The sequence below is a fragment of the Paenibacillus sp. PvR133 genome, assembly GCF_017833155.1.
Lineage (GTDB): Bacteria > Bacillota > Bacilli > Paenibacillales > Paenibacillaceae > Paenibacillus > Paenibacillus polymyxa_B.
Genome location: NZ_JAFIBS010000001.1, coordinates 13,970 through 27,921 on the forward strand (window position 1 = coordinate 13,970; position 13,952 = coordinate 27,921).

Annotated in this window: 13 protein-coding genes; 5 read left to right on the forward strand and 8 right to left on the reverse strand. The window is 45.6% G+C overall.

From position 1 onward, the window contains the following. Window positions 1-5: 5 nt before the first annotated feature. A complete protein-coding gene (locus JOE49_RS00060; RefSeq protein WP_028541463.1) occupies window positions 6-1,283 on the reverse strand; it encodes a sensor histidine kinase in 1,278 nt (425 codons plus the stop codon). Between the two features lie 206 nt (window positions 1,284-1,489). Between JOE49_RS00060 and JOE49_RS00065 the strand changes: the two genes are divergently transcribed. Continuing rightward, entirely contained in the window at window positions 1,490-1,606 is a 117-nt protein-coding gene (locus tag JOE49_RS00065; protein WP_023990126.1) for a hypothetical protein, read from the forward strand. Window positions 1,607-1,723: 117 nt separating this feature from the next. On the opposite strand, the gene JOE49_RS00070 is transcribed toward JOE49_RS00065, so the two are convergent. The 5 genes from JOE49_RS00070 to JOE49_RS00090 form a co-directional block, all read right to left on the reverse strand. Beyond that, complete coding sequence (locus JOE49_RS00070) at window positions 1,724-2,947, reverse strand: ABC transporter permease (RefSeq protein ID WP_209940356.1); 1,224 nt, start codon at window positions 2,945-2,947, stop codon at window positions 1,724-1,726. Window positions 2,948-2,949: 2 nt separating this feature from the next. Beyond that, on the reverse strand, window positions 2,950-3,696 hold the full coding sequence (locus JOE49_RS00075; protein WP_013311782.1) for an ABC transporter ATP-binding protein: 747 nt from the start codon (window positions 3,694-3,696) through the stop codon (window positions 2,950-2,952). An 18-nt stretch (window positions 3,697-3,714) separates the two neighbouring features. Then, a complete protein-coding gene (locus JOE49_RS00080) occupies window positions 3,715-5,106 on the reverse strand; it encodes a DEAD/DEAH box helicase (protein ID WP_209940357.1) in 1,392 nt (463 codons plus the stop codon). A 122-nt stretch (window positions 5,107-5,228) separates the two neighbouring features. Then, the gene (locus JOE49_RS00085) at window positions 5,229-6,008 is read right to left on the reverse strand and encodes an SDR family NAD(P)-dependent oxidoreductase (RefSeq protein WP_209940358.1); all 780 of its coding nucleotides are present in this window, start codon (window positions 6,006-6,008) and stop codon (window positions 5,229-5,231) included. Window positions 6,009-6,047: 39 nt separating this feature from the next. Continuing rightward, on the reverse strand, window positions 6,048-6,506 hold the full coding sequence (locus tag JOE49_RS00090) for a chemotaxis protein CheX (RefSeq protein WP_023990131.1): 459 nt from the start codon (window positions 6,504-6,506) through the stop codon (window positions 6,048-6,050). A gap of 429 nt (window positions 6,507-6,935) precedes the next feature. Between JOE49_RS00090 and JOE49_RS00095 the strand changes: the two genes are divergently transcribed. The 4 genes from JOE49_RS00095 (at window position 6,936) to JOE49_RS00110 (ending at window position 10,545) form a co-directional block, all read left to right on the forward strand. After that, window positions 6,936-7,838 carry a LysR family transcriptional regulator gene (locus JOE49_RS00095; RefSeq protein WP_209940359.1) on the forward strand — a complete coding sequence of 301 codons (903 nt, stop codon included), beginning with the start codon at window positions 6,936-6,938 and terminating at the stop codon, window positions 7,836-7,838. A gap of 60 nt (window positions 7,839-7,898) precedes the next feature. Continuing rightward, entirely contained in the window at window positions 7,899-8,708 is an 810-nt protein-coding gene (locus JOE49_RS00100) for a histidinol-phosphatase (RefSeq protein ID WP_209940360.1), read from the forward strand. 153 nt (window positions 8,709-8,861) lie between these two features. Beyond that, entirely contained in the window at window positions 8,862-9,602 is a 741-nt protein-coding gene (locus tag JOE49_RS00105; RefSeq protein WP_068941817.1) for a GTP pyrophosphokinase, read from the forward strand. A 370-nt stretch (window positions 9,603-9,972) separates the two neighbouring features. After that, the gene (locus tag JOE49_RS00110) at window positions 9,973-10,545 is read left to right on the forward strand and encodes a TetR/AcrR family transcriptional regulator (protein ID WP_209940361.1); all 573 of its coding nucleotides are present in this window, start codon (window positions 9,973-9,975) and stop codon (window positions 10,543-10,545) included. Between the two features lie 104 nt (window positions 10,546-10,649). Here the strand turns inward: JOE49_RS00110 and JOE49_RS00115 are convergent, their stop codons facing one another. Continuing rightward, window positions 10,650-12,902 (reverse strand): CDC48 family AAA ATPase, encoded by a 2,253-nt coding sequence (locus JOE49_RS00115; protein ID WP_209940362.1) that lies wholly within the window; start codon window positions 12,900-12,902, stop codon window positions 10,650-10,652. 39 nt (window positions 12,903-12,941) lie between these two features. After that, entirely contained in the window at window positions 12,942-13,691 is a 750-nt protein-coding gene (locus JOE49_RS00120; protein WP_209940363.1) for a hypothetical protein, read from the reverse strand. Between the last annotated feature and the right edge of the window lie 261 nt (window positions 13,692-13,952).

Consider the following 13,952-nt stretch of genomic DNA (forward strand, 5'->3'; position numbering starts at 1 on the left):
ACAAACTATCCTTCAGCAGCGAGCAAAGATTTCTGTGCGAGTGGCAGCAGGATGACTACCTCGGTTCCGACTCCGGGCTCACTCTCATAGTGTATACTTCCGTTCATAGCTTCAATGATTCGAAAGGAGACGACCGTTCCCAGTCCCGTTCCTACCTCTTTGGTTGAAAAAAACAAAGTACCCACTCGCTCCAGATGCTCCTGACTCATGCCTTTTCCGGTATCCCTAATATGCAGACATGCCTTCTCTTCCTGAATCGCCAGCTTTATGTATACCCTGCCCCCATCATCCGCAGCTTCGATCGCATTTTTCGTCACATGTATTAACGCCTGTAACAGCTGATTACGATCCATATGTACGTATATTTCATTCCTTAGCTCAGTATACAGTCTTACTCCTTGCTTGGTCGCCATCGGTTTCAAAAGCAAAACAATCTGTTGAACCATGCCAGACAGATCCATCAGCTCTGTGTTCCCAATCTGCGGTCTGGATAAGTTCAGATAGTCGCTAATAATTCTTTCAGCCCGATCGACCTCTGCTAGTGCCAAAGCAATATATCTGCGATTTTTCCCTTCTAGCCCTGACTGAACCATTTGCAGGAACCCTTTAACAACAGTCAACGGATTCCGTACTTCATGAGCCATAGAGGCAGCCAGTTCACCTAAGGTATTCAGATGCTCAGCATATTTAATCTTTCTTCTCATTTCTTCCCGTTCCAAACTAAACTCCATCCAGAAAGAGGAGGCTCCAATGCTTAGGAATTGAATCACACCGAACCAGAGTATTGCCCGGATCAGCTCGACCTCATCCTTATCCAGCCTGCCATTGGCCCAGGAATGTATTAACAAAAATATAAGCATGGCAATATTGGTCCATATACTCATTAGCATATTCATGCCCACCCGAAGCAACATACTATTGAGCTGCATAAACTTTTTTCTTACCAAGAGAGGGCCCAAATAACACAACATCATGCTGGGAAAGCTCACCACCATAGACTCAGGATCTATATACATACGAGCCATCACTATCAGCGTTATATTCAGAAGCCCTGCCTTAGGACCAAAATATAAAACAGAGAGGATCAAAGGAACATATCGGAGATCCCAATATAATCCATACCAAATGTACGAAAACATAAGGCAAAGCACAGAAGACACACCCAACACCCCTCCCATAAGCAACGGGGTATGTTTCCTATGCCGATGATCTGACAAAGCGCTATATACTAATAACGGTACAAACACAAGAAATATGTTCACGAGCAGCTTATCTACCAGCATCTCGTCTTTCCCACTTTCCAAGTGATAATGACTACGTACTTCTTCTATTCTCGATAATACGTGTCTTTTCCTCTATCCTCCCCTACATCTGATGAAAAATATAAGGCGATTCGGCAACACACCTGAGCATTGGCCCACGCAATCTGAAAATCCACTTCATAAGATACGATGTATCCTTTATCACAATGACCGAGAGGAGAATGAGCATGGGAGCAGAAGAAACAAGAGGCGGTTACGGTGGTTACGGCGCATTCACAAGCACAGGAACAATTCTGGTACTGTTCATTTTATTAGTTATCATCAGCAAAACGATCTTTATATAAGCAGACGGATATCTGCACCCACGGCTACGATAGCAGTGAGCTTACAAAAAAAGGCTAATTCGCAGACAGCTCTTGCTGCTTGCGAATTAGCCTTTACTTTATTCACATAGATACACATTACACTTCTTCTTCATCCTGCCCGTCCAAACGCCATTTTTTGGCTTGAGCGCCTCGTAACAGGAACACTACTGCAACTCCCCCAAGCAGCGTGAGCAGTGTAGACAGTAGATCTTCCTTTCCTTTTGCCAGAAAAGGAAGCCACAGAACCACAGCAGCCGGCAACGTCAACCGAACAACAAAGTCGAGAAAAGACGCACGACGACTATGCGCAGGAATCGGATATAACTGAAGCCATAACGAATCCTTGTGATACTGCCTTAGTGAAGTGACCTGTACACCAATGAGGAATATGAAAAATAAATATACTGCAATACCAATCCAGCTAGCATGGGTGATATATATAATTAACAACCCCAGAATTCCAAGCCGAATGACAATACCTGCTGGCTCTGTACGCAGGAACGTCTTAAACAGCAGGTAACGATACGCTCCCCTTCTGTTCCAAGGTATGTTACCTCCCAACCAGGACAGCCAACGACGTGGCGTCACTCTCTGCGTAAGGGCGGGCACATCGACAAACCAGCCCAAAGTGCGCATCACCCGAGCAGCCTGCATACCCTCTGTACGAATCAGCTTTTCCCAAGCCACTAGCAGCTTGACCGGAAAACGCAGAACAAGCACATACACCACACCGACCAATATGATAAATGGCACGCTGTGTAGTGGAGGCTGCCATAGCCATGCGGCTACCATCAGCACAGCCAACACCCACCGAAGCAGACGATAGCCTACACTTCCGCCAATCGATACCATGCGAAGCTCTTGCCAGCCGCCATAGCTGAATAGCAGCTTTAACAGCACGAACAGTAGCAGGGTCAGTAGCAGCGGCTTAGGCGCGGCATCACTGCGAATATACAGCGGCCACACGATAATAGACAGCAATAGCAAACCGAATATTTTATACACCACACCCCGAATCCGGCTGGCCTTAAAATAATCGTGCATCGCGTGCTCCTGTGGACGGAGGAAAACAATATCCGCCGCGTTTAAATACGTACGAAAGCTCGCATGAGCAATCGGAATAGCCACTATAAGCATGATCCAGCGGATGGGCAAATCCGGTGGAGTATGCATCAGCAGCGACGTGTACCATGCGGCAAAGGCAATCAGTGCAAAGCCGAAGACCACCGCCAGACCGCTCTGAATGACATAGCCCAGATAGGGCAGTACCTGTCCCCAGAACGCTACACGTCTTTCTTTATGCAAACGTTGCAAATCCATGCTCATTCCCTGCCCTGTACCAGCTCATAAAATGCATCTTCCAGCGGCATGCCCGGCTTACCCGCCTGTGCAGTCACTTCGTCCAGCGTACCCTGTGCAATGATGGCACCCTGATGAAGTACAATGAAACGATCGCAATAATTTTCAATCGTGGACAAAATATGAGAACTGAGCAGAATGGACGAACCCGAACGCTTCATCTCTAACATAAAGTCAAGCAGGGAACGAATACCAAGCGGGTCCAAACCCAAAAAAGGCTCATCTATGACATACAACGGCGGTCCCGCTAAAAATGCGCACATAATCATCACTTTCTGGCGCATCCCTTTAGACAGGTGCATCGACATACTTCCACTTTTATCCCGCATACGAAACAAGTCCAGCATTTGATCACTACGTGTGCGGAAATCTGCTTCGCTAACTCCGTACGCTCTGGCCGTGAATTCCATATGCTCCATCACCGTCATTTCAGGATACAGCTCTGGAGATTCAGGTACAAAAGCAATGGCTCCCTGATACTCCTCGGGATTTTCATCCTGCTTATGACCCTGCACACGAATTTCTCCGGCCTGCGGTGTCATCAGGCCCAAAATATGCTTCATGGTCGTACTTTTCCCGGCCCCGTTCAGACCGATCAATCCTACCATTTCGCCCGGTTTCACATCCAGCGAAATCTGATGCAGCACCGGGCGCTTGGCGCTATATCCGCCGGTCAGTCCGTTAATTTGCAACACAGGCTGTTGTTCCATGGCTCCCCCTCTTCTCCCTTACTCGTTCGGTTTTGATCCTTTTTCCTTCAGCCATCTTGGTGCACCCTTGTTTTTGCGATCACGCTCACGCTGTGCTTTTCCTGCTTTGGACAAGGCTGCTCCTTTGCTCTTGCCTGGAGCTGAACCGTTCGCGGAATTCCTGCCAAGACGTCCGTTTTCGGTACGAACAGGTGCCTTACGGTTTTCCGTCTGTGCTCCGTCAGACATGGATCTGGCCTCGGATGGTCTTACAGGTGCACGCTTGGCATCCGCCGGACGCGGCACAACTACTCGACCTCCGTGCAACGCACGCTCTGCGATCTCAATGCCCAGTTCACGGGAGAACTTACGCATGATGAACGTTTCACGGTCGGTGACAACCGACGCCACCAATCCTTTGCGTCCCATCCGTCCTGTCCGTCCTGCACGGTGAACATAAGCTTGACTATCCGTAGCCGGGTCAAAATGAATGACCATTTCAAGGCCCTCAATATCCAGACCACGGGCTGCCACATCCGAAGCGACCAGCACTTTGAGCTTGTCCTCGCGGAATCGGGCCAACACGTTGCTACGCGTGACTTTATCCGCATCTCCATACAAGGACGCCGTAGTCAGCCCCATATGCTTGAGCTTGGCTTCAATCTCCCCGATGGCATTGGTTGTATTCACGAACACCAGCGCTTTTCTTGGATTAAAATGACGCACTAGACGGCGCAGCATATCCACCTTATCCCGTTCTTCAGATACAAAGTAATAGTGTTCCAGTCCACTGGCCGTCTTCTGGTCGGGATCAATCCCAATTTCTACATATTCACGCATCTCTCGTTTCGCCAGCGACTGAATCTCATCGTTCAGCGTTGCGGACAGGAATACCAATTGACGATCACGTTGGGCGGTGCCCAATATGTTTGTTACATCGCCTGCTCCGCCGAGCTGGAACATCTGATCCACCTCATCAATAACAATGGCTGTAATATTGTGCATTTTCAACTTTTTCGAAGCGATGAGTTCCCGTACACGTCCTGGTGTGCCCACGACAAGCTGTGGATGATCCTTGAGCTTTTCGATTTGACGTTTGATAGCCGCCCCACCAATCAGACCGAGTACACGGATTCCACGATGCTCTCCGTAGCGCTGACCCTCACGTACAATTTGCATGGCCAGTTCCTGGCTTGGAGCTAGTATCAGCTTTTGTGTAGCCTTTTTCTGTGGATCAATCGCTTGCAACAGCGGCAACAAATAAGCCAGTGTCTTGCCTGTGCCAGTTTGTGAACGCGCCAAAACATGCTTTCCCTTCATTATTTCCGGTATAGCCTCTGCCTGGACTGGCGAAGGCTGTGTAATTTCATGCTCAGTCAGTTTGTCCAACAGATCTTGTTCAACGCCGAGCGATTCAAAATTCAATGTCATGAAAAGGTCCAACCCCTATACGTAAATTCGTTACTCTCCATTATATGCGAAAATAGCCCTGTTACCAAATCACAAAAATAAAAGATGTCCCTCACCATAGCTAATGGCTTACGGGACATCTTTTATTTCTTATTCATCACACCATGACCCAGCCTATCGGTTAGTCTGGGAGCTAACTGATACAGCTTGAGAAAAGGAGATACCCACCGTGGCAGATTAACCTCCTCTTTGCCAAGCTCCATCGCTCTCACGATATGCCGTGCTACCTTATCAGGTTGTAGCATAAACCAGCTTACATTTCGAACATATCCTCCTGAAGGATCTGCCAGCTCAAAAAACGGTGTGTCGATCGGCCCCGGGTTAATCGTCGTTACAGTCACTCCACTCCCGCGCAGCTCTTGCCTGAGCGCATTGCTGAAACCAAGCAACGCATGCTTCGTCGCCGTGTAAGAGGACGATTTGGCTGTCCCGATTTTCCCGGCCATCGATGCTACATTGACAATCTGTCCATGGCCCCGCTCTGTCATTTGCGGCAGAAACGCCTTGATGCAGCGAACAACACCCATGTAGTTCACGTCCATCATTTGTTCAAACTCCGTCAGGTCGGTTTCATTAAAATACTCAAACTTTCCGTAGCCCGCATTGTTAAGCAATATATCGACCCGTCCGTACTGTTCCAATACTCGTGCAGCAACAGCCTCTACCTGCTCCTGGCGGGTGACGTCCAGTTGGATAAGCTCATGCCTGCCGCTGATTCCCGCAGATACTTGCTTCAGTCGCTCCTGCGAGCGTGCTGTTAAAATAGGAATCGCGCCCTTTTCGCTTAACAACTGAGCGCAAAGGGCGCCAATTCCACTAGATGCACCTGTAATCACAACTATCTTGTCCCGTAGTATACTCACGGTCATCCCTCCACATTAAAGAAACTTGCTCCTTTAATATTAAGAGATCATCACCTGAATATCCAGCTCACCGATTCCTTCCACTGTGAGCGGAATATAAAGGGCACGCTGAGGCACAAAAGTGGTCAAGTTTTCTGATTTCATGACCTGCGGAGGCGTAATATCCACGACAATTCCCTGATTGGACAAAATCGTACTGGCATTACCACTAATCATATTGCCCAATTCTGAAATTGCGCTTTTTCCCATCTCATCAATTTCAGTCAACACAAATCCGCCCATCATCGCTGATACCATACGTAGCGCCACCTGTTCATTCAGGCCGAACACAATATTTCCGCTAAGCTGTCCGGTCATCCCGATCATAATCCAGATGTGGTCGTCCACCAGCTCGACATTTTTCACACCAAGATTTCCGGGTGAAGGAGATACTTGGATCAATTGTTCAATGACCCGTCGCGCCGACTCCAAAAAAGGATTTATCACTTCTGCCTTCACGATCAAAGCGCCCCTTTACGATGGGCTTTTAGACATACAACAAAAGTCCCATTTAAATTAGAATTTTTTAATTAAATATTACTGTAAAACGCATCGATCCTCAACAAAATGCTCTCTCTATCACTTATCGACAGCTGCCCGGTAATTTTTTATAGCTAAACCACAAAAAATGTGAATAATGTCCTATATCTTTGCTTCTTACCGGTTTTAGACTGATTATTTTTGAAGGATATCAGGACTTTAGTCTTTATTTCCCAATATACCACACTTTAAGGTGCTCTGCTTCGATTCATTGCCCTTCCTGCTCGAATAACCTATAATTTAATGAAATAAAGCATAACGACGGTTTTACATATGAACCTATGGATTGGCTAAAAATATTCATTCTATACAGCTGCGACAAGATTAAGAAAAGAGAGGAGGAACTTCATGAACATCAGTCAACTTGAAACACTTATCATGATTTCCAAAACAATGAGCTTCCGCAAAGCCGGAGAACTTCTCAATTTGACGCAGCCGGCGGTGTCCGCCCAAATTAAAAGTCTAGAGGATGAGTTCAAAACCATTCTGATTGACCGCAATCAGCCCGTCACCCTGACCGACCGGGGAGCTGTTTTTTTGGAACACGCCGAGCGCATATTGGAGGTTGTTGAGGAATTAAGACAAAAATTGTACGATCTAAACGAAACACCGCAGGGTCACATTGCGCTGGGTACCACAACATCCATCGCTATTCAAATTTTACCGCGCGTGCTTTCCTACTTTCAGGATCAGTTCCCTCTCATCAAAACCTCCATTCAATCCATGGCTTCCTCAATGATTTATCAGCAGGTGGAGAACGGACTTATTGATGTTGGCATCGGCTATCTGATCGAACGTAATCCCAATTTAAGCACTTCGGTTCTGTATTACGATTCCTTCGAACTAGTCGTGTCTCCTACTCATCCGCTGGCCTCACAACCACATGCTACCATTGAAGCCCTTCGGGAAATTCCGCTTATTCTGCTCTCTCCCGATACGGTGGGACGAAAATTCGTGGACGATGTATTTAAAAAGCACCAAATCGTACCTCATGTCGTGATCGAGTTGTCCAGCAGTGAGGAAGTCAAACGGATGGTCGAAATTAATCTCGGTGCTGCCATTATTTCCAGACTGTCGGTCACTTCGGAACTGCGTGCTGGCACATTAAAAATGATTCACATTACCGAATTGGAAGTTAGCCACCCGGTAGGGGTGATTTATAAATCCGGCCGGTATTTAAACTCAGCCATGCAGCAATTTTTAAGCGATCTGAAGGGGATGCCGGAGACGAATTTTATCAGTTCTGAATAACGTAATTCGCTATGAACAACATACGCAATATAAACCTTGGTTACGAAAGGAAGACAGACTATGAAATTTGATCTGCACACCCATCATTTCCGCTGCGGTCATGCAGACGGCAACATTCGGGATTATATTGAAGCAGGTATTCAATCTGGCTTACAAGCGATTGGTATTTCGGATCATTCCCCCTTTCTATGCAGCGAACAGGATCAGGCTTTTCCTAAAATTTATATGGCTAAGTCACAGCTTGCTGAATACGTAGAAGAGGTACAACAGCTCAAAAAGGAATACAAAGGCCGTATTGACGTGCTCCTCGGATTGGAAACGGATTATTTTCCTGATTTCGCTGAATTATATCGTTCCACTCTGGCTCCTTATCCATTTGATTACCTTATTGGGTCGATTCACAATGTCGAAGGGGATAGCATTTTTAACCGTAACCGTTGGAACAAATTAAGCGACGCTCGTAAAATTGAGGTCAAACAAGCCTACTATGCGCTCATTCAGGAATCTGCGCGAAGTGGCATGTTTCAGATTTTGGGTCATATTGACGCAATGAAGGGGAACTTCCCTGCTTTTTCAGACATTCCTGCCGATACAGCCATTGATGAAACCTTGCGGGTAATTGCGGAATCCAATGTGGCGATTGAAATTAACACTTCGGGTAAAACCAAGCTGAGTGGCGGATGGTACCCGTCTGCTTCTATTTTAGAAAGAGCGCACCATTTTGGTGTGGAGGTCACTTTTGGTTCGGATGCCCATAAGCCTTCGCGGGTAGGCGATGATTGGGAAGAAGTAAAGGCAATGCTGAAGGATATCGGCTTCCGGGAATGGGTCTATTTTAAAGAAAAACGTAAAATTCCTGTGGCGCTTTAAAATTTAAGGTGGGAATTACCGCTCAAAATCATTTGAGCTTACGATCGCTACTGCAATGGGATTGTTGGGAATTGTAATTTATATGGTGATAATTCCATTGCAAAGGCGAACGCTTAGCAAGATTATGACATCTATGTGTGAGGAGAATTACATATGCACTTGGAAGATCCTATGGACAAGATCAAAAAGCTAAAGCATGACATCACGCGATTTATGCTAATCTATAAATTTGCGCTGGACGAAATGGAAACCAAGATTGAAATATTAAAACAGGAATTTCAAGCATTGCACGATTACAGCCCTATTGAGCATACCAAATCACGCCTTAAATCTCCTGAGAGCATCATGAACAAAATGCTTCGTAAAAATAGCGAGTTATCCCTGGATGCTGTCAAAAATCATATTAAGGATATCGCCGGCTTACGTATTACTTGCTCTTTTATTTCTGACATTTATGATGTCAGTAACATGCTTCAGAGACAAAGTGACTTGAAGGTGCTGGAAATTAAGGATTACATCAAGAATCCCAAGCCGAACGGTTACCAGAGCCTGCATTTGCTGGTTCAAGTCCCTGTATTCATGTCGGATTGTGAGGAGCTAGTCTGCGTAGAGGTGCAAATTCGAACCATTGCGATGGATTTCTGGGCCAGCCTGGAGCATAAAATCTTTTATAAGTACAACCAGTCTGTGCCCGAAAGTCTGACACGTGAATTAAAGAGCGCAGCAGATTCCGCTAATGCGCTAGATCTCCAAATGGAGCGTCTACATCGTGAGATCAAGGAAATTAAAGACGCTAGAGGTGAAGAGGACTCCATAGAGGAGCTTCGGAAGATTATGATTAATAATCAGCAAATTACGGTGCCGGCCAATTTCTTGAAGCTTCTAGGGGAATAAATGGATAGGCTTCGACGGTGATCCACCGCTATGCGAATGATTTGATCTTACAATCGCTGTTGCAACGGGATTTTCTGGATTATATAAGCCCTTTAAAGGGTAGAATCCCATTGCAAAGGCGAACGCTTGCGCTTCTCCAGATTCAAATCCTTGCTCAGCTGCCAATCGCCTCTTAGCTCTCTTAAGCATATTCCCCCCCTATAAAATCGATTTTCAATAAGCATCTGCAGGCTGATCCAATCACCTTTAAGTGTCTTTAGAAACAGTTTAACTTCTTGTTGGTTGCCGCTATGGATAATTGACAGGGTTAGAATAAAATTTTATACTTTTCTTGCACGGACGACCGAATTTAAATGAAGGGGATTTCTACATGACTGAGGGAGGAAATGGTACATCTGATAAAATACTCGCTGCTGCATTTAAATGTATATCTGCCAAAGGTTATGCTAACGTTTCCATGCGTGATATAGCTGAAGAAGCAGGCGTAGTATTAAGTCAATTAAATTATTACTTCAATAATAAAGAAGGATTATTCAAGGAGCTTCTTAAATCTGTAAAGCAAGAATATTTGAATAATATCGAAAATAAATTACAGAACATAGACACGACTTCAGAAAAGGTATCCTTTTTGGTTGAGTACTGCCAGGAATTGATCAAGGAAAACACGGATCTATACCGTTTGCTACTAGATTTCTTTAATATGGCCATGTGGTCCACATCATTTAACAAAGAGTTAAGCGCCTTTTTTAAGGAAGTTTCGGATGTGATTGGAAAGTACATTGCCAGTGATTATTCGATCAATGAGAATGTACAAGCTTCTCCCAAATTAATCACTCGAATGGTTATTGGCTCGATATTCGGCATTGCCATTCAATATATATTAGACCCGGATGACGAGAAGGTTTTAGATGGCTTGAATATTATTCATGCCGTCATTAAATAACTTTTTACAGAAAGCGTTAAGCCAAATGAGGCCATGTTACGTTCCATTGCAGGGACGAAAGCATGGCCTTTTGGATTGGAGCATATTGACTTTTAAACGTTGGCTTATTCTAAAATCGTCTTGCTGACGAACTTGCCTAAGCCCCTAAGGGCAGTATCAAAATGACGTTGCTCAATATGAAAACGTGAGAACCGTTTTTCGGGATACTGCTCAATAGATTCCTTAATCGCAAGCATAGCTGACCGCTGACAAAGCGCCTCCAGATCAGCCCCTGTCATTCCCTCGGTTACTTTGGCAAGACTGGCAAACGAAACATCCTCCCCCAGTGCCCCCCCTTGGCAACGTACCTGAAGAATAGACAACCGTGTATCATAATCAGGAATAGGTAGTTCAACAATAAAGTCAAAGCGTCCAGGTCTGAGCAAGGCCTTATCTAATAGATCCGGACGGTTGGTGGCTGCAAGTATTAACACCCCCTGCAAGTCCTCTATATTGTCCATTTCCAAAAGAAATTGGCCGACCATACGCTCACTCACCTGTGAACCTCCATCCCCTTTACCACGTGCGGGAACGATAGCATCAATTTCGTCGAAGAAAATGATCGAAGGTGCAGACTGACGGGCTTTTTTAAAAATCTCACGAATTCCTCGTTCCGATTCACCCACCCATTTAGAGAGCAGCTCAGGTCCCTTCACTGAAATAAAATTCACTTCACTCTCCGTCGCTACAGCTTTAGCCATCAATGTTTTGCCCGTCCCTGGAGCACCTGTGAGAAGAATACCTTTGGGGGGTCTTGTATGAGCATACTCAAAACGATCACTGTATTTCAAGGGCAGTTCCACCGCTTCGCGGAGAATATCCTTTACTTCCTCCAAACCACCAATGTCCTGCCATCTCACATCCACAACTTCGGTTGAAACCTGCCGGATCGTTGAAAGTTCAATCTCATTCAAAGCCATATCAAAATGCTTCATGCTGACCTTAATATCGGCAAGTTGCTCACCTGAAAGCTGGGAGTGAATAAAATCAATGCGGGGCAGAGCCTCACGAATGCACACCATAACAGCCTCGCGGCATAGTGCAGCAAGATCAGCACCCAGAAAACCATGCGTCATTGCGGCTACCCGTTCCATATGGACATCATCAGCCAACAGCATTTTCCGAGTGTGAATATTCAGGATCTCAAGCCGCCCTTCCTTGTCTGGAGAATTTATACCAATTTCCCGATCAAATCGACCCGGACGCCGCAGCGCAGGATCAACATTGTTAGGAAGATTAGTAGCCGCAATAACAATGATCCTACCACGCGATGTAAGGCCATCCATGAGGGCAAGAAGCTGGGCGACCACCCGTTTTTCCATATCACCGAGCACGGTATCCCGATTAGGAGCCAACGCATCAATTTCATCGAAAAAGATGATCGCTGCCGAATGCTCCTGCGCATCCTCGAAGATTCTCCGTAGCATTTGCTCCGACTCACCATAATGTTGCTGAATGATCTCAGGGCCGTTGACATGGATAAAATAAACGCCTGATTCTTGAGCAACCGTCCGGGCAATGAGCGTTTTGCCACACCCCGGAGGGCCATACAAAAGCAATCCTCTGGGGGGATCGACACCCAACTGCTCAAATAACTGAGGATAGCGCAATGGAAGCTCCACCATTTCCCGAACTCTGGAAACCTCCTTGCTAAGTCCACCTATATCCTCATAGGAAATCGTTGCCCCTTGCGCACGTAACTTAGTCCCACCTATGATGGATATTACTGTTGAATCATTAAACACAACAACCCCCTCAGGAACCGTTTCTACAACTTTAAAATCAAATGAACGACCAAAAAGCTCCACACATATCCGTTCTCCCTTGAGTGTTGGCAATCCATCGACTACACGCCGATACATCCGAATATCCTCTCCACTTTCCTGCTTTTCTTTTTCTCTTGGACGAATTTTTCTGATGAAGCGTGTGAAAAAGCCTTGGTCCTGATCCTCCTCTATAAAATAGGACTGGGTATGGGAGGATGGAATCAATGTAACGTAACGAGCCGGTGTATGAGTTACCTTGGTAACATGTACCTGTTCACCGATATCCACTCCAACATTTTTCCGCAGAATACCGTCCATCTGAATCTCTCCTTCCCCGGCATCCAGCTCCGAGAGTTTGAGGAGAGCAACATTTTGACGCTTGCCTGTGACAACAACGATATCCCCATGGCTCAGACCCAAACGGACCATATCTGCCTGATTCATACGGACAATACCGTGCCCTTCATTTTTCGTGCGATCCTCTATAACACATAACATGTATGGTTTAACCGGCGTAACTTGGACGAATTCAGGCTCCATTTGTAAGTTCATATCATAACACCTTCACTCTATTAATTTCATAGCTGCCGCTTAGTCAAAATGCTGGTGGCTCACGGCTTGCCCAATGCCTGGCGCAGAGGTAACTTTAGCCCTCTTTAAATCCTTAGCCATATAGTAGCTGACTACAAATGTGAACAAACCATATGAAATAAAGGCAACGTGGTAAGACCAGTAACCATTGAGCGCAAATATGCCTTCTTTAAAATAGGGTAAAAAGGTGAGGGGCAGAAAGGAAACTCCAGTGAATATCGACAAGTAAGCAGTCCAGCGAGGCATAATAGCAGGTTTTTTCTTATCCAAAAATATAAACAAAGCAATAGCAAAGGATTGAATCGTCGTAATCATGTATGTCATATCGTAAGTATACCAGCCTATAAAGTGAACAGCCTTAATCAGCTCTGGATCTGCTGTTCCCGCCATTTCAGCACACCAAACCCAAAGCACCGGGCCAAAGGAGAGCACCCAAGCAGTCAACAGCCCCCCCGTGAGATTCAACAACGACAAGATCGGTGTCTTCTCCCTTTTCCACATTTGTACCGTCAATTGACAGGACCAAGTGAGATAAAACATCCCAAAAAAAGTAGATAAGGATTGCCCTAATAAAATAGTATCGCGGTGCGGGAAATAAAAGTTTGCCACAAGCTCTGCTCCAGTGAACTTCGGATCTGGCGGCGGATAGTTATGTCCCAATATCACCCAGGTAAAACCATAGAAAATGACAAAAGCCGCTCCAGACCACGCACACCACGTTTGAATTCGGTTAACCATACGTTCGTTCACAGTTCTCTCTCCTCTCGGTATAACAGGTAAATCATTTTTGCTGTCCAACATTTAATTCGGACGTACGACCTAATATCAAAAATACAAGATCGTACTAATGATGTCAATACTTAATCTTGAGTACATATTGAGCTGCTAAAACAACCTGTCTAGGTAACTCCCACATCTTTATTCTCACTCTTCTTGGTTTTCAATCATATAACGTGCTGAAAGATCTGTTTGTCCAGTCGTAAAATTGGGTTATTATCGTTTCGTACCCTT

Bases quoted from the DNA above. Each gene is read 5' to 3' on its own strand.
- JOE49_RS00060 (WP_028541463.1), bottom strand. From the start codon at position 1,283: ATGCTGGTAGATAAGCTGCTCGTGAACATATTTCTTGTGTTTGTACCG.
- JOE49_RS00065 (WP_023990126.1), top strand. From the start codon at position 1,490: ATGGGAGCAGAAGAAACAAGAGGCGGTTACGGTGGTTACGGCGCATTC.
- JOE49_RS00070 (WP_209940356.1), bottom strand. From the start codon at position 2,947: ATGGATTTGCAACGTTTGCATAAAGAAAGACGTGTAGCGTTCTGGGGA.
- JOE49_RS00075 (WP_013311782.1), bottom strand. From the start codon at position 3,696: ATGGAACAACAGCCTGTGTTGCAAATTAACGGACTGACCGGCGGATAT.
- JOE49_RS00080 (WP_209940357.1), bottom strand. From the start codon at position 5,106: ATGACATTGAATTTTGAATCGCTCGGCGTTGAACAAGATCTGTTGGAC.
- JOE49_RS00095 (WP_209940359.1), top strand. From the start codon at position 6,936: ATGAACATCAGTCAACTTGAAACACTTATCATGATTTCCAAAACAATG.
- JOE49_RS00100 (WP_209940360.1), top strand. From the start codon at position 7,899: ATGAAATTTGATCTGCACACCCATCATTTCCGCTGCGGTCATGCAGAC.
- JOE49_RS00105 (WP_068941817.1), top strand. From the start codon at position 8,862: ATGCACTTGGAAGATCCTATGGACAAGATCAAAAAGCTAAAGCATGAC.
- JOE49_RS00110 (WP_209940361.1), top strand. From the start codon at position 9,973: ATGACTGAGGGAGGAAATGGTACATCTGATAAAATACTCGCTGCTGCA.
- JOE49_RS00115 (WP_209940362.1), bottom strand. From the start codon at position 12,902: ATGAACTTACAAATGGAGCCTGAATTCGTCCAAGTTACGCCGGTTAAA.